Below are 20,608 nucleotides of genomic sequence, written 5' to 3'. Positions count from 1 at the left end.
ACAAATAGTCTCTTTTTCGATACACTTGGTATGCAGTTTCACATTTTTTAACTTTTTAATGGTAAAACTGAAATATTCTGAAAAAAGGGGTTAACCTCATGTTAGAAGAGATTAAAGGCATCGCCCAGACCAATCACTCCTCAAAAGCTACAATTGCTAAGGCTATCTTAGAGCACTTGGCTCAAATTGAACAGCTATCACTTGAGGATTTAGCCAATCTCAGCTTTAGTTCCAAGTCCAGTATTGTTCGCTTTGCGCAGGTCTTAGGTTATAAAGGTTGGACAGATTTTTTACCTGCTCTTCTTTCAGAGCGCTATTACTCGGACACCCATTATTCCGACGTCGACCACAACCTCCCCTTCCACGAAGACGATAGCAACCAAGACATCATTCAAAAAATCGCCACCATCGAGAAAGAAAGTATCCAGGATACAGCCGATAAGATGTCTTTAGAGGCTTTGGAAATAGCAGGGCAAGAATTGCGCAAGGCCAAACGCATCGTTATTTTTGGACTTAGTCCTAATGACTATTTAGCCCATCTCTTTCGCCGTAAAATGCTGACGCTAGGAAAAATTGTTGAAGTCGCATCAGCAAGCGAATTTGGCTTGATGGCTTCTTCTCTTGAAAAAGAAGACCTAGCTATTCTCATTTCTTATTCTGGAACATCAGAGTCAAGTGACACCCTGAAGCATTTACCATCCCTGAAAGATAAAGGTGTTTTTATTATAGGTTTATCCAGCCAAAATGGAACCTATCTTAAAGACAACTCTGACGCCTTCTTCACCATTTGTACTCGAGAAGATAAACATAAAAAGATTGGAAATTTTTCAACAGAAGAATCTATTCTCTTTATCTTAAATAGCCTTTATGCTGTTTACTTTAAATCGGATTATATGAAGCATTACGTTCGCAAGTTAAACTTGTCCACGGACTTAGAAAAAGAACGGTAAAAAATAGATAGTCTAATCCTTGTTGAATTTGTGCTTACTTTATGTCATTTGATACGCACCAATGCAATACAGCGACTGTAATATAGCAAAAAAGCAGCTCATGCGAGCTGCTTTTCTTAATCGTGGATTTTATAGTTTGCTAGGAGGTAGTCACCAATTCCTGGTGCGTCCGGATCATGTTTCCCTTTACCTTTATCCAAGGCTCTGATAGCATCCATTTCCTCTGCTGTTAGCTCAAAGTCATAGATATCTAAGTTACTTTCAATACGACTTGGTGTCACTGATTTTGGTAAAACAATGAAACCTTCTTGTAATTCAAAAGCAAGAATGATTTGCCCAATATCTTTTTTGTATTTACTTGCTAAATCAATCAATACAGGTTCTTGGAAGAGTTCCGGATTGCCTTGTCCAAGTGGTGCCCAACATTCAATTTTAACGTCATCAGCAGCCATTACTTCTCGTAAGGCTTTTTGTTGGAAGTATGGGTTACACTCTACTTGATTGACAGCTGGTTTGCTAGCAAATTGAGGGACAAATTCTTGATAGAATTTTGGCGTCATATTACTAATCCCAATTGACTTTAATTTCCCTTCTGCTTTGGCTTCTTCCAAGGCTCTCCAAGCACCTAGGACATCACTGTAAGGTTGGTGTAATAGGTATAAATCAATATAATCCATACCTAATTTTTCAAGCGATGTGGCTATTCCTTTTTGAGCAGCTTCATAACCGAAGTCTTGGAGCCAAAGTTTGCTGGTAATGAAAATCTCTTCTCTTGGAATCCCACTGTCACGAACAGCTTGTCCAACTTCTGCTTCATTCATGTAGGCTGCTGCCGTATCGATATGACGGTAACCAACTTTTAAGGCATGAGAAACAGCTTGATAAGTTGAACCATCTGCTGGAATTTGAAAAACCCCAAAACCAATTGTTGGAATGCCATTGCCATCATTTAGAATCATTTTTTTCATTTGTCTTACCTTTTACTTTCTTAAGATAAGTCCATTATAGACCCTGGAGTCAACTCCAAGTCAAGGGAAAAATGACTTATTCTGCATTTAACTGCTGATAGCGGGTAATGAGTGGTTCTAATGTCTGAATATCAATGAAGTCAACTTTCTTATTGTATGTTTCTAACAATTGTTTACTTTCACTATCTAGTTTTTCAGGATCTTCTTTCTTGACCTTCTTATTTAGCATCCCCATTAAAAGGCGATGACTAAACTTCAATTTAGAATAGTCAATGGATCCTCTAAGGTGAAAGACATTTTCTGGAACTACTTGTATTTTAGGAAGTTGTTGCTCGATGTGTTCTTTTATCTTATCTGTATTAGTCTTATTTTGTGGATCAGACAAACCGACGCTTGCAATCAGCAAGTTTTGATAAGAATCTTGCGGTATTTTTTTTAGAGTTGGTGCCATTCCTTTTACACCGCCTGCATAAAGTGAACCGATGTAAATTAATGTTTGAAGCGGCTCAACTGCTTTAAATTGTCGATAAGAAACAGCATCAATTCCAAGTTTTTTAGCCAGTGCTTTGGCATATTTTTCAGAACTTCCATATTCACTTCCATAAATGATTAATGACTTGGCCATCTTTGTCACCTCCGAACGATAAACTTAGAGTAATTGTTTTGCTTCAGTTACCTTAACTTGTAATACACTTCTGATGAAGGGGTATTTTTCTTTCATTTCTTCAAAGTATTTTCCTTCTGTTAAAAAGTTGGCGATGCATTAATTCTGAAACCTGTTCCTTGATAACCATTGAAGCCTTCTACTTCACGCGCAGCCATGGTAAGAATTAACTGATTGTTGACTGCTAGGTCTTCTTCCGTGCTTCTCATCCCCGCCGCAGGGATTAATATAGTATCTTCGCCTTTAAGAACAAGATAAGAATTCCAAGTGCAAGTGACATGCGGTTCTTCATTGCCCCATGATGTGATTGAAACAGGCCCTTCATGAGTGAGGACTGCTAAAAATGTGTCTGTAAACATATGTTCTCCTTTTTTAAAGTTTTTTATTTATTTTGCCAGAACTTATAGGCAAAAAGAATAATGACTATCCAAAATAATACGATTGGAATGGCATAATACCAGTGTTTAGGTTTTCCATTTTGCCACATTCCTTTAGACGCAGACTGAGCATCTTGCCAAACTTGATTAGGAATCATTTTAATTAATAAGGTAATTAACAAAGGCAAAATAAGGATATCGTCTAAGTAGCCTAGGATAGGAATAAAATCCGGAATCAGATCTACTGGTGATAAGGCATAAATGACGATCACTGCTGCTAGGCCTTTTGCGTGTAGTAGAGGGGTTCTTGAGTCTTTGAGAGCCAGGAATACGGCTGGGACATCGCTTTTAAGCTCTTTTAGGTTATAAAAAAGCTTTTTTCTTTGTGATTGAATAAAGTGTAGCCTCCTCTTCTTATTTAGGAATGTTGTCCTGATAGGTCTTAATGAAGTCTTCTTGACTGACCTTTTGGCAGAGTTGTCCAATGAGTCCATAAGGAATGGTTTTCATATTCTTAAAACGAATACAAGATTTTCCAACATCTGGTTTAGTTTTAAGATACTTGGGATATTCTTGTAAAAACCAGTCTCTCACAGCATCAAACATATAGATACCGTTATGATAGATGGCAATATAATTTTTTTGGGAACCAATGGTTATAAAAGAAAGGTCATCGTCGGGGTTACAATGGTATCCATCAGGAAAAAGATCTCTTGGTACAACATAGGAAATCATCTGGTATTGTAATTTTTCTTCATAACGACCTGGGAGATTGTCTTTGATGACTTGTCTTAGACGCTCAATAACCTGTCTGCGTTCTTCAGGGAGTGCCTCTAAATAGGCTGTAATCGAATCAACATCGTATTGCATTTTGCTACCTCCATCTCTTACTCTTATTATAGCTGTAAACCGCCTAAAAGTCGCTAAAAAAGGCTGCCTCAGCAACCTTTCTTTATCTTTTTCATAAGCCAGATCTAATCTTGGTTCATGTGACGAATGCCTTCTTCGATAATTTCGATTTGGCGGATAGTTTCTTCGTCTTTAACCACTTTTTCTTTTCCTAAAATAATGCTGTCATGAATAGCTTGGTACATGCGGGCGTAGCTACCTACTTCAGAAATAACTTTTTCTTCGTGGTAAACACCTTGGTCATCCACATATGTGAGTGTACCATAGTGTTCTGGGCTATCCATACCAAAGTCTGGATTGGTTGGCATGTAGAAACGTTTTAAGTCGTCTTCTTGACGGTCTTTTGTTGCTTTAACAAACATCCCTTTTTTACCATAAACAACAAAACTTGGACGTTCTTTAATACGGAAGTAACTTGATTTAATAGAAACTTTTTTGACGCCATAGTAAAAATCTAAGTCAAAGTAATCATTCATACGGCCTTTACCAAGTAATTGACGCACATCATAATGAACAGAGTCAGGCATACCAAAATAAGAAATGACTTGGTCAATAGTGTGACAAGCATGGCCGTATAAGTAGCTGGTATTAATAGAGTATTCTGGAGTATTTTCAGGAATTTCTGGACGGAAATAATCAAAGTGCATTTCCACTTCAAGGATATCTCCTAAAACACCACTATCAATCACTTTTTGAACAGTTAAGAAATCAGAGTCAAAACGACGGTTTTGATAAGCTTGAACAAAAAGACCTTTTTCTTTAGCGATAGCAAACAACTCACGTGCTTCTTCTGCTGTCTCTGTAAATGGTTTTTCTACTAAGGTATTTTTTCCAGCTAATAAACATTGCTTAGCAACACTATAGTGAGCTGATGGTGGGATGGATAAAATAACTAATTGGATCTCTGGATCTTCCAAGACATCCTCAATTTTATCTGTATAGATAACACCGTCTAGGGGTTCCCATGGACTAGGTGCTGGTGAATAGATGGTTTTAATTCTAATATCTTCCAATTGTGTTGAAAAAGGCATGTGGTAACGATTGGCACTTTTCCCATTTCCGATGTAAGCAATGGTTAACATAAAAATCTCCTCTAATGCTTTACTTTTTTCATAACTCTTTTCATTATTAGATGAAAAAAATCACAAAATTTTAGCTAGTTCAATCATACCGCCAATTAGTGAAATTGTCAAAATATACTCATTTTTATCTATCAAAAAGCTTGAATTCTCAATCTGGATTTGATATACTTTAGTAAAGTTATAACTTTACTAAAAGGAGCGATTAGAATGTTCTCAGGAAAACAATTAAAAGCCATTCGGCAAAAAAGAAAAAAATGAGTCAAGAAAGTCTTGGCCAACAATTAGGAGTTAATAAAATGACCATCTCTAATTGGGAAAAAGAAAAAAAACGTCCCTAATCAGAAACACCTACAAGAATTATTAGATATCTTTCAGGTCAGCGAGGATTACTTCAGTCCTCATCATGCTATTTTGATGCCTTATAGTCAACTGAATTCCCGCAATAAAGAAAAAGTGATTAGCTTATCTGAAGATTTGTTAGCTCAACAAAGTAAGATCATTCCTATGCCGACAACCGCCAAAAAACTTTACCGTTATCGTGTTTATGAAAGCCTGTCAGCCGGTACTGGTTTCTCTTACTTTGGTGATGGCAATTATGACGAGGTCTTCTACGATGAGCAATTGGACTACGATTTCGCTTCATGGGTCTTCGGGGATTCCATGGAACCAACTTATCTCAATGGTGAAGTCGTTTTGATCAAACAAGAAGGTTTTGATTATGATGGGGCTATTTATGCTGTCGAGTGGGACGGACAGACCTATATTAAGAAGGTTTATCGTGAAGAGGAAGGCTTACGTCTGGTTTCTTTAAATAAGAAATATTCAGATAAGTTTGCTCCGTTCGATGAGAATCCACGGATCATCGGTAAAATCATCGCTAATTTTATGCCTTTGGAAGTTTAGACGTCCTATGTCTTACATTGATTATTCACGCGAGCCCAGGTCAGATATTGCCTTTGTGGATATGAAATCATTTTATGCCAGTGTTGAGTGTGTTGATCGAGGCTTAAACCCTTTACGCACCTCACTCTGTGTCATGAGTCGAGCAGATAATAGTAATGGACTTATTCTGGCTTCTTCTCCTACTTTTAAACGTGTTTTTGGCAAATCGAATGTAGCCGTTCCTATGATTTGCCTTTTAATATCCAAACAAGACGTTTTAACTATCAAGTTGCCCAAAGAGAAGGTTGGACAGTAACCCCTGCTCTTGTCGCCTATATTGAAGCCTGGGCAAAACATACCTTAGTCCTCCCTCCTCGGATGGACCGTTACATTGAAAAGAATATTCAGATTCAACATATTTTTCAAGAGTTCGCTTCATCGCAGGATATCTTAACCTATTCGATTGATGAAGGTTTTTTGGATTTAACCTCTTCCTTAAATTATTTTATTCCTCATAATGATTTGAGCCGGAAGGATAAATTGGATGCGCTAGCTAGTCGTATTCAGTACCGAATTTGGAAAGAGACCGGTGTTTATTCAACTGTTGGCCTCAGTAATGCCAACCCCCTCTTAGCCAAGTTAGCCTTGGATAATGAGGCCAAGCATAGCGACTCCATGCGTAGTAATTGGTCTTATGAGGATGTGGAAAATAAAGTCTGGCAGATTAAAAAGATGACGGACTTTTGGGGAATTGGTGTCAGAACAGAAAAAAGGTTACATAAGCTAGGCATCTTTTCCATTAAGGAATTGGCTAATGCTAATCCGGATATCTTAAAAAAAGAATTCGGGGTCATCGGTCTTCAACTCTGGTTTCATGCTAATGGGGTGGACGAAAGCAAGGTTCATAAACCTTACAAGCCTGTCAGTAAAGGTGTGGGGAACTCGCAGATTCTGCCCAGAGACTATTATCATCAAGCTGACATTGAACTTGTTTTAGGAGAAATGGCTGAACACGTGGCCAGACGTTTGCGGCGTAAGGAAAAGAAAGCTAGTGTGGTCTCTATTTATGTGGGCTTTTCTAAAGGACAGGAACAAAAGCCTATCAATAGTCAAATGACCATTGATCCTGCTTATAGCAATAAGGTGATTCGTCAGGCCGTTATCTTCTTATTTCGCAAACATTATGTAGGGGGTGTGGTTCGGCAGATTGCTGTTAGATGTGATGGCTTGGTCGATTCCTCTATTGAGGTTTTCTCTTTGTTTGACGACTTTGAAAAAAAGGAAAAAGAAAACCATTTAGAGGCCACTATTGACCAAATCCGTGACCGCTTCGGCATTATGGCTTTACAAAAGGGTTCTTCTTTATTGGAAGCTTCGCGTGTTGCTGAACGTAGCCAATTAATTGGTGGCCACTCAGCTAGTATTGATAGAGAAAGGAAAAAGTTTCATGATTGATCGTTCTTATTTACCCTTTGCTTCTGCCCGGTCTTATTACGATCGTAAAATGGCTAAATGGATGGGCTTCTTTCTGTCAGAGCACAACCATTCGCTAGAGGAAGACCGGCAACGCAAAAACGTTTTTAGTTACTGGATCTAGAGGAAAAGCAATTACTTTTGAGTCAGGCTTACAGTCAGCAATTATCTGTTAAGGTTCGTATCTTTGAAGACAATCAGCTTAAAACTTATTATGGAAAGATTAGCCGAGCTAGTCATAGTCAGGATGACTTTCAAATCAAATGCAAGGCAATCTACTACAGCTTTCCCATAGAACTTTTAATTTCCATTGAACAAGAGGAGTCGACTGACCATGACCATTCACTCTTATAACCAAAATAATTATCAGTTCGATTTTTTTAGTAAGGATTACCGCTTGTTTGAAACAGATTTTTACAAGTACTCAGCCTTGCGTATTCCCTTAACTTTTTTAACAGATGATATTCTGCTGACCTTAAATCGGTCACAGTCGACCTTCTTTAAACTCAATAAAGAAAATGCCATTGACCAAAAGGACCACTACTTCTATTTTAAGCTGATGGAACATCCTAAGCATCCGGAAGTGAAGTTTTATGCCTATCAAGGGGTCGATTTATTAACTAAAGAGAAAATGGCTTAATGCTTTAAAAGTCTTCACCTGTGTGAAGACTTTTTTGTATGACATTAAAGAAGTTATATTTTTAAGTTGAAAGGATTCTGTTGTTAAGAAAAAGGATCCGAAGCTAGGAAAGTTAAATTACCAAGAAAACTCTTCAAAATAAACACGTTCCGGAACCATGCCAGCTTCTTGCATCACTTTTTGCCAATGGCGTCCCATGGCTATTGGTCCCCCTAAGAGAACAATACAATCGTCACGATTTTCTGGTAACTGCCCTAAAATGTCTTGGTCGTGATAACGTCCTACTTGGCAATAGGCTTTGAAATTCGGATTTTCTTGCCACTGCATGAGGCGGTCTTGGTAGATAAACTGCTCTGGACTTTTTACGGTGTAAAAGAATTGCGTTGGTATATGTGGGTTACCTTCTACTACTGATAGCAAGGGCACAACTCCGATACCACCAGCAATGATGACAATTTCTTTAGGCTTAAAGCTTTTAATCAGTGACTGGTATTTGCCAAAGCCGCCATCTACTCAGATGGGTGAATTATTGGGGATTTGAGCAAGCTGTCTTGTGAAATCGCCGTCCCCGCGGATAGCAAAGGTCAAGACTCCCTCTCGCCCCGGTGCATTGACTAGGGAAAAGGGGTGAGGCTCTGCCATTCCTTTAAATTGAGGAAAGGAAATAAAGGCAAAATCCCCCGGTTGGAACTTCAGACGTGAACGTCTTGGTAATTGCACTTGCAGTTCTCTAATATTAGGGGCAATTTCTTGATTAGCTATAAGGCTAGCTTGAATGCCGTGTGCTGCTGGTTTGAAATGGAACCAGAGGTAGGCTAGGAAGACAAAGATGGAATAAGACCAAATGAGTAGCATGAAAGGTTTATTGGAGACGATGAAATCAATCAGTTGGATGTGAATAAAAATCAACAAGGTTGCTAAGACATTGAGACGGTGCAGCCAAACTGAAATTTCGTGTTTAAAGATGCCTTCCAAGAGTTTTTTGATGGTTTCCAAAATGGGAAAACGACTGGTTAACCAACCGGCCATGAAAATCATGGAGTAAGCAGCCAAGCCTAAGAAAATAACAAAGGCAATATCACCAGTATTTTTGATTAAACCATTTGACGGGTCCAATTCTTTATGTAAAAAAGCTAAAAAAATGGCAAGGAGACTAATCATTCCATGAATCATATAAGCACTTGGTAAACCAAGCCAACGGTCAATCCATTTGGGCTTAGTAGCAATATAGGTTGAGGTCAGCATCCAAACATAAGCTAAGACACCTAGTAAAATGCCAAGACTACTATTAGCATGAACTCCTGTTAATCCTGTTTTTAAGGTATACAAAAAAGGTAACGGTAAAATAAATAGAATGACGAGCCAAGACAAGCCTGTTCTACTAGTCAGTTTATTAAGCATAATGGATTTCCCCTTTGTTAAAGATAATCAAACCTTCTTGGTGGCAAATGAGACCCGAAAGTCCTTCTTTAGTGATAAATTCTGTAAAATCGGATTCACTGGCAACAAGACCCACAGTCGCCCAAACATCGGCAACGGCTAATGAATCAGAGATAATAGTTACTTGCTTAACGCCAGAATGAAGTGCTTGTTGACTATGCTGCCCCCGCTTACTAAAGCCAGAGGTTGCCATAGCCCCGTTTGCTAAATGATAAGTAGCTACTATTTTTTGCCTATCATCCGGATTCTCAACAGCTATCTGCCATTCAAAATCAGAAGCTTCACGACTAGCAAATTGCATATCACCACCGCCATTAAAAGAGACTGCTATCATAAAGTCATGAGCAAGCAAGGGTTTAATCACTTCTTTGAAGATTTTCTCAACAGTCCAACCTTTAGCATAACCAGTCGGATTATAAGAGTCATTGTAATAAGGTGTAAAATAACCCTTAGTTTTGACTTCTGCAGCCGCACAGGAAGCATAGACCTGATAAAACTCTCGATTCTCTAATAAAATCTCATCCTTTCCGGCCGCAAACTGAGAAACCAAACTATCCTCTAAAAATGGAGAATAGGTCTGCTCAATCCGCTCTAACTCAGCCTCAATGGCAGGCTTAATGTCTTCCATCAGTAGGATGGCTTTTTCTAAATCATTAGAGACCATGGTTAAGGTAAAAGGCAAATTCATAGCTTGAAAGGTGTGATAATTCTTTTGGTAAGAACTCATGAGCTAATACCCTGAGCTTTGTTAATCGCGTCCTGGAGTGAACCTGTAAAACCTTTATAAGTCTCAGTAGCCCCAGAAACTTGATCAATGGTAGCCGATTGCGCAGCTAAAGCCTCTTCTTTATAAATAGGTAGTGCTTGCTCATTAATCATCACCGATTGTCCTTCTGTATCCGGATGAGCCAGGACAGTAATATTGGAAATTTTACCGCCAGCAACTTTAATTTGCAACCGAACATCGCCCCATTCAGTACTAGTTGAAGCTCCCGTATAAGTACCGTCTTTCATAGCAGTACTTGAGCTGCCACTATCGGTGGCAGATTGCTGCGCTGAAGAGCTGTCAGTCGTCTTTGATGAAGCAAGATTACTTTTAGTCTTGGACGAAATGGCTTTGCTAGTTACCAAGTTGGCTTGGGAGCTGACTTGCCCCTTGGAGAATAAAAGAAAGCCATCAGCTAAAGCTGCAAAACCAGCAACTATCGTGACTCCAATTCCAAAAATTTTTTTCATATCATTTCCCTCTTTAGATTGATTATAAATAAGAATAAAGCAAATGTCTTAAATAAAACTAAAAAGAGCAAACATTTTAATAGAAAATAAAAGAAATTCAAAAAATAAAAAAAGAATCAATAAAATTGAGTACTGAGAATGAAATATTTATAATGTAGTATATTGAAAAAATGAACAATATATGCTATCATGATAAGTATGAAGAAACCTAAATTTGAATTTTATACTCGTCCAAATGGAAATAACGAATTTCTTATTTTTTATAAAAAACTTCCTAAAAAAGATCAAGCTAAACTATTTGCAACAATTGATATGATTCAGGAAAAAGGTTTATTAATAGCTAAAGAAATGGAATGGATTAAGAAAATCGACAATGAGATTTATGAAATTAGATCCAAAGTTTCTTCTAATATTCAAAGAGCTTTATATTTCCATGTGAAAGATGATCGCTTCATCATTACACACGGTTTCACGAAAAAGACACAAAAAACTCCATTAAAGGAAATAGCAAAAGCTAAATCCATAAAGAGAGAGTTTGAGGAGGAAAACAATGACTAATGTTTCTTTTGATCATTTTTTAAATGAAGAACTTCGTAATGAAGACTTCAAACAAGCGTTTCAAACAGAAAAAGCAATCTTAGAAAGTGCTTTAGCAGTATCTAAGGCTAGATCTAATGCTGGGTTAAGTCAAAGACAATTAGCAGAATTGTCACATGTTCCTCAATCAACAATAGCAAGAATTGAAAAAGGACATAATACCAGTATTGAAACCATGAGTAAAATTGCTGTTGCATTAAATCAAGAATTAAAAATTCATTTTGGTTAAAAACCTCAAAAAAGCTAGTTTGTTCGTATGAACCAACTAGCTTTTTCTATTTTCTTTTGCCCTTACTTCCGTTTTTTCTTAGCTTTTTTGATTTTATTAGCTTGGCGTTTTAGGGATTGTTTCATGGCGAATTCTCCCACTTTGCCTTTAAGACCGCCACCAAACATTTGGCTCATGTCCATATCAGACATTCCTGCACCGCCCATCATACCTTCAAGGGCTGACATATCAGGCATTCCGCCTCCACCGCCCATGTTAGGCATATTCTTAGGCATACGACTTGGGTCAATCCCCATTTGTTTCATAGCCTTATTCATGTCGCCAGACATAACGCCTTGCATCATGCTTTTTGCTTGATTAAAATCTTTGATAAATTTATTAACTTCGACGAAAGTATTTCCTGATCCAGCCGCAATCCGACGACGACGACTTGGGTTTAAGAGTTCAGGGTTTTCACGTTCTGCTTTAGTCATTGAAGAAACAATAGCTCGTTTACGGGCAATTTGTTTTTCGTCAATTTTAATACTAGCAAGCGCTGGGTTACCGGCCATACCTGGAATCATCTTGAGCAAGTCTTCCATAGGTCCCATGTTTTGCACTTGGTCCAATTGATCAATGAAGTCATTGAAATCAAAAGTGTTCTCACGCATCTTCTCCGCAAGCTCAAGTGATTTCTGCTCATCATACTCTTGACTAGCTTTTTCAATCAAGGTTAAGAGGTCACCCATGCCCAAGATACGACTTGCCATGCGGTCTGGTGGAAGGTTTCAATGTCAGTGATTTTCTCACCAGTACCGGTGAACTTAATCGGTTTGCCAGTAATTTCACGGACAGACAGAGCCGCACCACCACGGGTATCCCCATCAATCTTAGTAAGAACTACCCCTGTGATTTCTAATTGTTTGTTAAATTCATCAGCGACATTTGCTGCCTCCTGACCAATCATACTATCAACAACTAAGAGGATTTCGTTTGGTTGGGCTAGCGCTTTGACATCACGCAACTCGGTCATGAGTTTTTCGTCAATTTGCAAGCGACCTGCTGTATCAATCAGCACATAATCATTACGTTTTTCAGCCGCTAAAGCTAGACCTTGACGGACGATTTCAACTGCTGAATGGTCTGTCCCCATGTCAAAGACAGGCACATTGATTTGTTGGCCGAGGGTCTTCAACTGATCAATGGCAGCCGGACGATAAATATCGGCCGCAATCATCAAAGGACGCGCATTTTCTTCTTTGATTAATTTATTCGCCAATTTACCAGCAAAGGTGGTTTTACCAGCCCCTTGTAAACCGACCATCATAATAATTGTTGGAATCTTAGGCGATTTCTCAATTTCAGCTGTTTCAGAACCAAGAATACCCGTTAATTCTTCATTAACAATTTTGACAATTTGTTGGGTTGGATCTAAAGTGTCAATAATTTCATGACCAACAGCTCGTTCACGAACCCGTTTAATGAAGGTCTTAACAACCGGTAGGGCTACGTCGGCCTCTAAAAGGGCCAGACGAATTTCTTTTGTAACCTCTTGAACATCTTTTTCCGATAATTTTTTCTTGCCGCGAATATTTTTAAAGACGCCCTGCAAGCGTTCAGTTAAACTTTCAAAAGCCATCTACTTCTCCTCTTAATCTCTGTTATCAATACTTGTTAAAATGGAAATTTTCTCCTGCAAGAAAGTATCATTAGGATACTTTTCCATCATAGCATCAAAAATTTCACTACGAACCACATAATCCGAATACATATGAAGCTTCATTTCATAGGTTTCCAAAATCTTCTCAGTTCGCTTAATATTATCATAAACCGCTTGACGGCTAACTCCAAATTCTTCAGCAATTTCAGCCAAACTATAATCGTCCGCATAGTAAAGTTCAATGTAGTTCATTTGCTTGTCGGTTAATAGCGCAGCATAAAATTCAAAAAGGGCATTCATCCGGTTTGTTTTTTCAATTTCCATAGACTCCATTTTACCATATATTGCCCCGAAATAATAGTAGGAAATGCCCTGATAACAGCTTCTCCATTAGTTGCCACTTTACAGGAAGCAAAAAAGAGGAAAGCCTGTTTCAAGCTAAAGAATTAATTTATAAGAATAATTCATTTTTCCTATTAAAAGGTGGTAAAATACAAAAAAGAGTTTGCAAACAAACTCTCAATTGTTTTCCAGATAAAATTCAAAGCGATCGCCTACATACTGACTGCGGACATACTCAAATGGATTCCCGTTGCTGAAATAAGATACTTGGGTTAAAGCTAGGATGGCGTGGCCACGGCTAACCCCTAAATAGGTGGCAACGCGTTCGCTTGCTGTTTTAGCATATATGGTTTGGCGGCTTTTGCCGATTTCATAACCATTAGCAACTAAGGTTTTAAAGAAATGCTCAGTGATATCTTCGCGTTTGACATTTTTGATGAACTTCTCGGGAATCGAGGCAACCTCGTAAACTAATGGAACATTATCGGCATAACGGACGCGTTCCATACGAACAACATAGTCAGTGACTTCTAAATTGAGCTCTTTGATTTCGGTATCTGAGGCTAGTTGTCTTTGGTAAGAAAGTAATTTTGAGGATGGCTTTTTGCCTTGAGAATTAACAATCTCTGTAAAAGATGTGGTTCCACGCATTTTTTCTTGTACGCGTTGACTAGATACATAGGTACCAGAACCAATGCGTCTTTCTAGGATACCTTCTTCGACTAAAAGCGTGATAGCCTGTCTTAAGGTCATGCGACTAACCGCAAAGTGATCAGCCAAGTCTCTTTCGCTCGGAAGACGATCACCGATGGCCCAAACCTGGTCGTCGATATCTTTTTTGATGGCATCATGAATTTTAATATAGGCTGGTAACATGTCAGTCTCCCTAGTTTGTTTACTATTACAACTATTCTATCATAATCACTGACACTTTAGTGGACAATGTCACAAAATGTCTGTCCTTATTCTGAAAAATTCAATTTTTATCATCATTTTTCTGTCATTGTCAGACTTTTTATCAATTTTTACTCAAATTAACTTCCCCTTTTAAAATAATGTTAGGATTTGGCCTTTAACAGCAAACAATTAACCGAATTTCTAATGCCATTCTCAAAAAAATATGCTACAATGAGATGAAAACCATTAGTCCAAAGAGTAATGGAAATGAAAGGATTACAATGACTGAAATTTCAATTTTGAAAGATGTTCAAAAAATCATCGTTCTTGATTATGGTAGCCAATATAATCAGTTAATTGCTAGACGTATTCGAGAGTTTGGCGTTTTTTCTGAATTAAAGAGCCATAAAATCTCTGCTGCCGAAATTCGCGAGATTAACCCTGTTGGTATTGTCCTATCTGGGGGTCCAAATTCTGTTTATGCTGAAGATGCCTTCGGAATCGATCCTGAGATTCTCGAATTAGGAATTCCAATTCTTGGTATCTGTTACGGTATGCAATTGATTACTGAAAAACTCGGTGGTAAGGTTTTTCCTGCTGGGCAAGCTGGTAATCGTGAGTATGGTCAATCAACCCTAACCCTTCGTACAGAGTCTAAACTCTTCGCTGATACACCAGAAGAACAATTAGTTCTCATGAGTCACGGCGATGCTGTTACCGAAATTCCTGAAGGATTCCATTTAGTTGGTGATTCTGCTGACTGTCCATTTGCTGCTATTGAAAATACAGAAAAACAAATCTATGGTATTCAATTCCACCCAGAAGTAAGACATTCTATTTATGGAAACGACATTCTTAGAAATTTTGCAATGTTCATCTGTGGTGCTCGTGGCGACTGGTCAATGGATAATTTCATTGATATGCAAATCGACAACATCCGTAAACAAGTAGGTGATCGTAAAGTACTTCTGGGATTATCTGGTGGTGTCGACTCTTCAGTTGTTGGGGTTCTTTTACAAAAAGCCATTGGTGACCAATTAACCTGTATCTTTGTTGACCATGGTCTTCTTCGTAAAGACGAAGGTGATCAAGTTATGGGTATGCTTGGTGGTAAGTTTGGCCTTAACATTATCCGCGTTGACGCTAAAGACCGATTCTTAGATTTATTAGCTGGTGTTGATGATCCAGAGAAAAAACGTAAGATCATCGGTAACGAGTTTGTTTACGTCTTTGACGATGAAGCAAGCAAGTTAAAAGGTGTTGACTTCCTAGCACAAGGAACGCTCTATACTGATATTATTGAATCAGGAACAGAAACAGCCCAAACCATTAAATCTCACCACAACGTTGGCGGTCTTCCGGAAGATATGCAATTCCAGTTGATCGAGCCACTCAATACATTGTTTAAAGATGAGGTTCGTGCTCTTGGTATCGCACTTGGCATGCCTGAAAACATTGTATGGCGCCAACCTTTCCCAGGTCCAGGTCTTGCTATTCGTGTCATGGGTGCTATCACGGAAGAAAAACTTGAAACTGTCCGCGAATCTGACGCGATTCTTCGTGAAGAAATTGCTAAAGCTGGCCTTGACCGCGACGTATGGCAATATTTCACTGTAAACACAGGAGTTCGTTCGGTTGGTGTTATGGGTGACGGTCGTACTTACGATTACACTATCGCTATCCGCGCTATTACTTCCATCGATGGTATGACAGCAGACTTCGCACAATTACCATGGGACACTCTTAAGAAAATTTCAACCCGAATCGTAAACGAAGTTGATCACGTCAACCGCATCGTCTACGACATCACAAGCAAACCACCCGCAACTGTTGAGTGGGAGTGATTTTCTCCAGTGGAGGAAATCAGCCTCGAGCCTTGAAATAACAAAGTGAGAGGGAATTATAAAGAGTAACCAATCGGTTACTCTTTTCTTCTGGTCCAGTGGACCTTTTTTGCGTGAGCCTAGAAATAGAAAAGCGAGGGTTCCAGTGGAGGAAATCAGCCTCGAGCCTTGAAATAACAAAGTGAGAGGGAATTATAAAGAGTAACCAACCGGTTACTCTTTTCTTCTACTTTAGTGAGCTTTCTCATTTTTACAAATTCTAATGTTTGATTTTAAAGAGTCACTAAATTCAAAACTAAAATGATATTTTTCTTTATTTCTAACATAGGCACCTAACTTTTCTTGTCCGAATACTCATGATATAATAGTAATAATTGACACAAATTATTAGATTTATGAGGGGTTTATGCAAGAATTATTTCAAATTACTATTATTTTAATTTCCAGTTTTTTGGCCATTGAGGCCTCAAAAAAGTTAGCTATTCCAGCGGTCGTTGGGCAACTACTAGTTGGGATCATCATTGGTCCTAGTTTGTTGAACTTGGTTCATCAAGGTCATATCATTCACTTTCTAGCCGAACTTGGTGTTATCCTACTTATGTTCCTAGCTGGTTTAGAGGCTGATTTAGCCCTTTTAAAGAAGTATCTCAAACCTAGCTTGGCGGTTGCCATCACAGGTGTTGTGATTCCGGTTGGCTTATTCTATATGGTCACCAAGCTCATGGGCTACGATGTCAATACCGCCATGTTTTACGGCATCGTCTTCGCCGCGACTAGCGTTTCCATAACCGTCGAAGTCCTGCAAGAGTATAAGCGCGTGCAAACCAAGGTTGGTGCTGTTATTCTGGGTGCGGCCGTTGCTGACGATATTATTGCCGTCCTCTTACTTAGTTTCTTCGTTGCGACCAACAAAGGTTCTGGCTCCAACTCCAATCTCCTTTTCCAAATGATCGGCCAACTCCTCTTCTTGCTTTTTTTAATTGCTTTGGTGAAATATATCGTTCCAGCTATTTACCGCCTGACTTTCAAGATTGACCAATTCGAGAAGGATAGTTTTTTAGCCCTTTTAATCTGTTTTAGTATGGCGCTACTAGCAACAACTGTAGGAATGAGTGCCGTCATCGGTTCCTTCTTTGCAGGCCTTGCTATCGGTCAAACCCATAAAGGTGAGGAAATTATGCATGAGATTTCAGAACTGTCTTACATGTTCTTTATCCCAATCTTCTTTGCTTCCATTGCCCTACCACTGAAATTTGATGGCCTATTTGCAAATCTAGGTATTATCATCTTCTTCACTATACTAGCTGTTATCAGTAAACTATTACCAGGTTATTTGGTTGCCAAAGGTTTTAACTTCTCTAAGATGGATTCATTAACAGTTGGTGCTGGGATGGTTAGTCGTGGGGAAATGGCTTTAATCATTGTCCAAATTGGCTTGGCAGAAAAATTAATCACTAGCCAAGTCTATTCCACATTAGTGATTGTTATTATTCTTTCAACGGTCATTGCCCCATTTATTCTTAAAAAAGTCCTTCAAGTAAAAAAAGCTGAAGGGCTTTTTTTGCAATATTTATAAGTCTATACAGAAATCCATCTATACCAATAAGATAATAACGGTACTAAATATAATAATTATACCTAATAATATTAAATTATTCATTATTTTATGTATTATAAGACTTTCATGAAATTTCCACAATATTGACATAATGCCTATTTTACGGTATTCTATACCCTGTGATTTTAAGAAGGAGACATAAAATATAATGAATACAAATGATTCTAAATCATTCTTCGGACATCCTCGCGGACTGTCCACTCTCTTTTTCACAGAAATGTGGGAAAGGTTCTCATACTACGGTATGCGCGCTATTTTACTTTACTATATGTATTATAGCGTCAGCAAAGGTGGTCTAGGTTTTGACAAAGTTACTGCAGCTTCAATTATGGCTATCTACGGTTCCCTTGTATATTTGTCGTCCATTATTGGTGGCTATGTATCTGACAGAATCCTTGGAAGTCGAAAATCCGTCCTCTATGGTGGGATCTTAATCATGGTTGGTCACATTGCTTTAGCAACACCTTTTGGTAAAACAGCCCTATTTGTTTCGATTGCTCTTATCATCCTCGGAACTGGTTTCTTAAAACCAAACGTTTCTGAAATGGTTGGGTCCCTCTATGGTGAAAAAGACTTACGTCGAGATGCTGGATTTTCAATTTTCGTCTTCGGAATTAACTTAGGTGCTTTCATTGCTCCAGCACTAGTTGGTTATCTTGGCCAAGAAATTAACTTCCACCTTGGCTTCTCTCTTGCTGCCGTCGGAATGTTCTTTGGTCTAATGCAATACATCCGTGATGGTAAAAAATACCTCTCAGAAGAAAGCATGCACCCAACTGACCCCCTTTCAGCAAGCGAAATGCAAGACCTCAAAAAGAAAAGTGCTCTTGTAGCTGTAGGCGTTGTCCTATTAGTCATCGCCTTGAAGTTGGTTAATTTATTAACCATCAATAGTATCATCAATATCTTTACCTTTATTGCTATTGTTGTTCCTATTTATTACTTCTTCAAAATTTTAAGCAGTAATAAAATCAATGCGACCGAACGTTCACGCGTTTTAGCCTATATCCCACTCTTCATTGCTTCCATTTTATTCTGGTCAATTGAAGAACAAGGATCAGTTGTCTTAGCCTTATTTGCCGATGAACAAACACGTCTTTACTTTAACCTATTTGGTCATCACATCAATTTCCCATCATCTTACTTCCAAAGTATTAACCCACTCTTTATCATGCTATATGTTCCATTCTTTGCATGGATCTGGGCTAATTTAGGAAGCAAACAACCCTCATCACCTAAGAAATTTGCTTATGGTTTAATTGCTGCTGGTCTATCTTTTGTTTGGATGATGTTGCCAGGAATGATGTTTGGTGTTCATGCTAAAGTAAGTCCAATGTGGTTGATTGTTAGCTGGGCGATCGTTATCGTCGGTGAGATGCTCATCTCACCAATTGGCTTATCGGTTACAACAAAATTAGCACCTAAAGCCTTCCAAGCACAAATGATGTCCATTTGGTTCTTAAGTAACGCATCTGCTCAAGCCATCAATGCTCAAATCGTTAAATTCTATACATCAGGTAATGAAGTTGCCTATTATGGTATTGTCGGAACAATTACAATTGTCTTCGGTATTCTTTTATTCTTCTACGTACCACGTATTGATAAATTAATGGCCGGCGTTAAATAAGTAAAATAAGTCACTCAATCAAATGAGTGACTTATTTTTTGGCTTAAAAATTGCTTTTTGACTTAGTCTTCATTTTTCTTAGAAGTTTTAAGAAGAGCAAAGCCACCACAAAGGGCCATCATACCGATAGCACCAATGACTACAGAGCCTGCTCCATTGTTGAGTTTTCTAAAAGTATTACAGATAATTTAATCTAAGATATTAAAAATTTAATAAATGCTTACTATATGAAAAAAACTAAAATAGCTGAAACCAGAGAGTGGTGACAACCATTTTAGTTTTTTTTTGTTATTCAACTTCAGCTAATGCTTGTCGCAAAGCTAAGTCATCCAATTTTTTCATTGGCATCATGGCTTTGGATACAACCTCAATCTGTGTAGCGCTGCTATTTCCATAAAAAGATCTTAACCAAGAGGGAATGATCTGCCATGAAACACCGAATTGGTCTTTACACCAACCACATTGCTCTGCTTTAGGTTCAGACGATAATTTGCTCCAATAATAATCCAATTCCTCTTGACTGTCACAATAGAGCATGAAAGAGAAAGCTTCATTAAAGGCCTTGTCGCCAGTATAGCCGTGGTCCATGGCCGTAAAATAGGCGTCATCAAGCGTCACTGAACCATAAGCAACCTTGGCGCGTGGATCCTGAGCCTGACCGGGAGGATAAGGAACAATAACATTGGGTTTAGTCGAAAAGACATCAGCATAGTAATTGAGGGCATCTGCTGCTCGACCACAATTATCGCCGGAAAAAAGCAGAGAATATTCAAAGCTATAGGTTTTTTCTTGATCTGGCATCAGTAATAATTGCCATGACAAACCAAAGCGATCAGCCACCCAAACGTAGTAAGGGTTAAAAGGATACTCCTGCAAAGGCATCAAATCATGACCACCTTGCGAAAGCGTTTGATACAAGCGATCGATTTCTTCCTTAGTTTGAATACCAACCATGATGGAAATAGCTTCATTTAGTTGAAAATAAGGACCCGCTGCGATAGCTGCCATGGACTCACCCGCAAGCTCAAAAGAAACTAAGTCACAATCACCAGAAGGTGTATCTTTTAAAGTGTATTGCCAATTAATTTTAGAATCTTTAAATAGCTTGGTATAGGTAGTAACAGCTTCAATAGCATTGTCATTAAACCAAAGATGTGGAACAATAGTCATTTTTTGCCTCCCATTATCAGACAA

19 protein-coding genes and 5 pseudogenes are annotated in these 20,608 nt (G+C 38.4%); 10 read left to right on the top strand and 14 right to left on the bottom strand.

From position 1 onward, the window contains the following. The first annotated feature begins 98 nt into the window (after window positions 1-98). The gene (locus AT575_RS03515; RefSeq protein ID WP_102777175.1) at window positions 99-950 is read left to right on the top strand and encodes a MurR/RpiR family transcriptional regulator; all 852 of its coding nucleotides are present in this window, start codon (window positions 99-101) and stop codon (window positions 948-950) included. Window positions 951-1,066: 116 nt separating this feature from the next. Here AT575_RS03515 and AT575_RS03510 read toward each other — a convergent pair whose 3' ends face one another. From AT575_RS03510 to AT575_RS03485, 6 genes and pseudogenes are all read right to left on the bottom strand, one after another. Beyond that, window positions 1,067-1,918 carry an aldo/keto reductase gene (locus AT575_RS03510; RefSeq protein ID WP_102777174.1) on the bottom strand — a complete coding sequence of 284 codons (852 nt, stop codon included), beginning with the start codon at window positions 1,916-1,918 and terminating at the stop codon, window positions 1,067-1,069. Window positions 1,919-1,994: 76 nt separating this feature from the next. Next, window positions 1,995-2,543: a flavodoxin domain-containing protein gene (locus AT575_RS03505; protein ID WP_102777173.1), complete on the bottom strand. Its 549-nt coding sequence runs from the start codon at window positions 2,541-2,543 to the stop codon at window positions 1,995-1,997. 24 nt (window positions 2,544-2,567) lie between these two features. Then, window positions 2,568-2,941: pseudogene (locus tag AT575_RS03500) on the bottom strand (pyridoxamine 5'-phosphate oxidase family protein). Window positions 2,942-2,964: 23 nt separating this feature from the next. Continuing rightward, entirely contained in the window at window positions 2,965-3,453 is a 489-nt protein-coding gene (locus AT575_RS10980) for a YkvA family protein (protein ID WP_102777172.1), read from the bottom strand. Then, window positions 3,374-3,829: a DUF1801 domain-containing protein gene (locus tag AT575_RS03490; protein WP_102777171.1), complete on the bottom strand. Its 456-nt coding sequence runs from the start codon at window positions 3,827-3,829 to the stop codon at window positions 3,374-3,376. Before AT575_RS03490 ends, AT575_RS10980 begins: the two co-directional genes overlap by 80 nt. A 104-nt stretch (window positions 3,830-3,933) precedes the next feature. Further along, on the bottom strand, window positions 3,934-4,950 hold the full coding sequence (locus tag AT575_RS03485; protein ID WP_102777170.1) for a Gfo/Idh/MocA family oxidoreductase: 1,017 nt from the start codon (window positions 4,948-4,950) through the stop codon (window positions 3,934-3,936). Window positions 4,951-5,157: 207 nt separating this feature from the next. Here AT575_RS03485 and AT575_RS03480 point away from each other — a divergent pair. The 4 genes and pseudogenes from AT575_RS03480 (at window position 5,158) to AT575_RS03465 (ending at window position 7,945) form a co-directional block, all read left to right on the top strand. Further along, a pseudogene (locus AT575_RS03480) lies at window positions 5,158-5,853 on the top strand (LexA family transcriptional regulator). Window positions 5,854-5,860: 7 nt separating this feature from the next. Beyond that, window positions 5,861-7,287 (top strand): annotated as a pseudogene (locus tag AT575_RS03475) (Y-family DNA polymerase). Beyond that, a pseudogene (locus tag AT575_RS03470) lies at window positions 7,280-7,659 on the top strand (hypothetical protein). The pseudogenes AT575_RS03475 and AT575_RS03470 overlap by 8 nt, the downstream one beginning before the upstream one ends. Further along, window positions 7,640-7,945: a DUF5960 family protein gene (locus AT575_RS03465; RefSeq protein ID WP_102777169.1), complete on the top strand. Its 306-nt coding sequence runs from the start codon at window positions 7,640-7,642 to the stop codon at window positions 7,943-7,945. Before AT575_RS03470 ends, AT575_RS03465 begins: the two are co-directional and overlap by 20 nt. Before the next feature lie 117 nt (window positions 7,946-8,062). Here AT575_RS03465 and AT575_RS10765 read toward each other — a convergent pair whose 3' ends face one another. The 4 genes from AT575_RS10765 to AT575_RS03450 all read right to left on the bottom strand — a co-directional run bounded on the left by AT575_RS10765 (window position 8,063) and on the right by AT575_RS03450 (window position 10,621). Further along, on the bottom strand, window positions 8,063-8,365 hold the full coding sequence (locus tag AT575_RS10765) for a ferredoxin reductase domain-containing protein (RefSeq protein WP_245871435.1): 303 nt from the start codon (window positions 8,363-8,365) through the stop codon (window positions 8,063-8,065). Between the two features lie 93 nt (window positions 8,366-8,458). Then, a complete protein-coding gene (locus tag AT575_RS03460) occupies window positions 8,459-9,346 on the bottom strand; it encodes a ferric reductase-like transmembrane domain-containing protein (protein WP_245871433.1) in 888 nt (295 codons plus the stop codon). Beyond that, window positions 9,339-10,112, bottom strand: coding sequence for an FAD:protein FMN transferase (locus AT575_RS03455; protein WP_102777168.1), 774 nt, complete (start codon window positions 10,110-10,112; stop codon window positions 9,339-9,341). Before AT575_RS03455 ends, AT575_RS03460 begins: the two co-directional genes overlap by 8 nt. Beyond that, the gene (locus AT575_RS03450) at window positions 10,109-10,621 is read right to left on the bottom strand and encodes an FMN-binding protein (protein WP_102777167.1); all 513 of its coding nucleotides are present in this window, start codon (window positions 10,619-10,621) and stop codon (window positions 10,109-10,111) included. Before AT575_RS03450 ends, AT575_RS03455 begins: the two co-directional genes overlap by 4 nt. 198 nt (window positions 10,622-10,819) lie before the next feature. Here AT575_RS03450 and AT575_RS03445 point away from each other — a divergent pair, with 198 nt between their 5' ends. Next, complete coding sequence (locus AT575_RS03445) at window positions 10,820-11,179, top strand: type II toxin-antitoxin system RelE/ParE family toxin (RefSeq protein WP_102777334.1); 360 nt, start codon at window positions 10,820-10,822, stop codon at window positions 11,177-11,179. Then, a complete protein-coding gene (locus AT575_RS03440; RefSeq protein WP_102777166.1) occupies window positions 11,172-11,447 on the top strand; it encodes a helix-turn-helix domain-containing protein in 276 nt (91 codons plus the stop codon). The genes AT575_RS03445 and AT575_RS03440 overlap by 8 nt, the downstream gene beginning before the upstream one ends. Window positions 11,448-11,509: 62 nt before the next feature. On the opposite strand, the pseudogene ffh reads toward AT575_RS03440, so the two are convergent. The 3 genes and pseudogenes from ffh to AT575_RS03425 form a co-directional block, all read right to left on the bottom strand. Beyond that, a pseudogene (ffh, locus tag AT575_RS03435) lies at window positions 11,510-13,065 on the bottom strand (signal recognition particle protein). Between the two features lie 12 nt (window positions 13,066-13,077). Continuing rightward, the gene (locus AT575_RS03430) at window positions 13,078-13,410 is read right to left on the bottom strand and encodes a putative DNA-binding protein (protein ID WP_174683089.1); all 333 of its coding nucleotides are present in this window, start codon (window positions 13,408-13,410) and stop codon (window positions 13,078-13,080) included. Between the two features lie 195 nt (window positions 13,411-13,605). Beyond that, on the bottom strand, window positions 13,606-14,304 hold the full coding sequence (locus AT575_RS03425; RefSeq protein ID WP_102777164.1) for a GntR family transcriptional regulator: 699 nt from the start codon (window positions 14,302-14,304) through the stop codon (window positions 13,606-13,608). Window positions 14,305-14,606: 302 nt separating this feature from the next. Between AT575_RS03425 and guaA the strand changes: the two genes are divergently transcribed. The 3 genes from guaA to AT575_RS03410 all read left to right on the top strand — a co-directional run bounded on the left by guaA (window position 14,607) and on the right by AT575_RS03410 (window position 19,414). Then, the gene (guaA, locus tag AT575_RS03420) at window positions 14,607-16,169 is read left to right on the top strand and encodes a glutamine-hydrolyzing GMP synthase (protein WP_102777163.1); all 1,563 of its coding nucleotides are present in this window, start codon (window positions 14,607-14,609) and stop codon (window positions 16,167-16,169) included. Window positions 16,170-16,575: 406 nt separating this feature from the next. Next, window positions 16,576-17,745 carry a cation:proton antiporter gene (locus AT575_RS03415; protein WP_102777162.1) on the top strand — a complete coding sequence of 390 codons (1,170 nt, stop codon included), beginning with the start codon at window positions 16,576-16,578 and terminating at the stop codon, window positions 17,743-17,745. Window positions 17,746-17,935: 190 nt separating this feature from the next. Then, window positions 17,936-19,414: a peptide MFS transporter gene (locus tag AT575_RS03410; RefSeq protein ID WP_102777161.1), complete on the top strand. Its 1,479-nt coding sequence runs from the start codon at window positions 17,936-17,938 to the stop codon at window positions 19,412-19,414. Window positions 19,415-19,702: 288 nt separating this feature from the next. Here AT575_RS03410 and AT575_RS03405 read toward each other — a convergent pair whose 3' ends face one another. Then, window positions 19,703-20,584, bottom strand: coding sequence for a VOC family protein (locus AT575_RS03405; RefSeq protein ID WP_102777160.1), 882 nt, complete (start codon window positions 20,582-20,584; stop codon window positions 19,703-19,705). Between the last annotated feature and the right edge of the window lie 24 nt (window positions 20,585-20,608).

The sequence above is a fragment of the Streptococcus penaeicida genome (genome assembly GCF_002887775.1).
Classification (GTDB): Bacteria; Bacillota; Bacilli; order Lactobacillales; family Streptococcaceae; genus Streptococcus; species Streptococcus penaeicida.
This window is presented reverse-complemented; position numbering and strand designations above follow the sequence as displayed.

What these genes read in the sequence shown, in the direction of transcription:
- AT575_RS03505 (WP_102777173.1), bottom strand. Translation starts at nt 2,543, where the DNA reads ATGGCCAAGTCATTAATCATTTATGGAAGTGAATATGGAAGTTCTGAA.
- AT575_RS03410 (WP_102777161.1), top strand. Translation starts at nt 17,936, where the DNA reads ATGAATACAAATGATTCTAAATCATTCTTCGGACATCCTCGCGGACTG.
- AT575_RS03450 (WP_102777167.1), bottom strand. Translation starts at nt 10,621, where the DNA reads ATGAAAAAAATTTTTGGAATTGGAGTCACGATAGTTGCTGGTTTTGCA.
- AT575_RS03485 (WP_102777170.1), bottom strand. Translation starts at nt 4,950, where the DNA reads ATGTTAACCATTGCTTACATCGGAAATGGGAAAAGTGCCAATCGTTAC.
- AT575_RS03415 (WP_102777162.1), top strand. Translation starts at nt 16,576, where the DNA reads ATGCAAGAATTATTTCAAATTACTATTATTTTAATTTCCAGTTTTTTG.
- AT575_RS03510 (WP_102777174.1), bottom strand. Translation starts at nt 1,918, where the DNA reads ATGAAAAAAATGATTCTAAATGATGGCAATGGCATTCCAACAATTGGT.
- AT575_RS03465 (WP_102777169.1), top strand. Translation starts at nt 7,640, where the DNA reads ATGACCATTCACTCTTATAACCAAAATAATTATCAGTTCGATTTTTTT.
- AT575_RS03455 (WP_102777168.1), bottom strand. Translation starts at nt 10,112, where the DNA reads ATGAGTTCTTACCAAAAGAATTATCACACCTTTCAAGCTATGAATTTG.
- AT575_RS03460 (WP_245871433.1), bottom strand. Translation starts at nt 9,346, where the DNA reads ATGCTTAATAAACTGACTAGTAGAACAGGCTTGTCTTGGCTCGTCATT.
- guaA (WP_102777163.1), top strand. Translation starts at nt 14,607, where the DNA reads ATGACTGAAATTTCAATTTTGAAAGATGTTCAAAAAATCATCGTTCTT.
- AT575_RS03515 (WP_102777175.1), top strand. Translation starts at nt 99, where the DNA reads ATGTTAGAAGAGATTAAAGGCATCGCCCAGACCAATCACTCCTCAAAA.
- AT575_RS03445 (WP_102777334.1), top strand. Translation starts at nt 10,820, where the DNA reads ATGAAGAAACCTAAATTTGAATTTTATACTCGTCCAAATGGAAATAAC.
- AT575_RS03430 (WP_174683089.1), bottom strand. Translation starts at nt 13,410, where the DNA reads ATGGAAATTGAAAAAACAAACCGGATGAATGCCCTTTTTGAATTTTAT.
- AT575_RS10980 (WP_102777172.1), bottom strand. Translation starts at nt 3,453, where the DNA reads ATGGACTCATTGGACAACTCTGCCAAAAGGTCAGTCAAGAAGACTTCA.
- AT575_RS03425 (WP_102777164.1), bottom strand. Translation starts at nt 14,304, where the DNA reads ATGTTACCAGCCTATATTAAAATTCATGATGCCATCAAAAAAGATATC.
- AT575_RS03405 (WP_102777160.1), bottom strand. Translation starts at nt 20,584, where the DNA reads ATGACTATTGTTCCACATCTTTGGTTTAATGACAATGCTATTGAAGCT.
- AT575_RS03490 (WP_102777171.1), bottom strand. Translation starts at nt 3,829, where the DNA reads ATGCAATACGATGTTGATTCGATTACAGCCTATTTAGAGGCACTCCCT.
- AT575_RS03440 (WP_102777166.1), top strand. Translation starts at nt 11,172, where the DNA reads ATGACTAATGTTTCTTTTGATCATTTTTTAAATGAAGAACTTCGTAAT.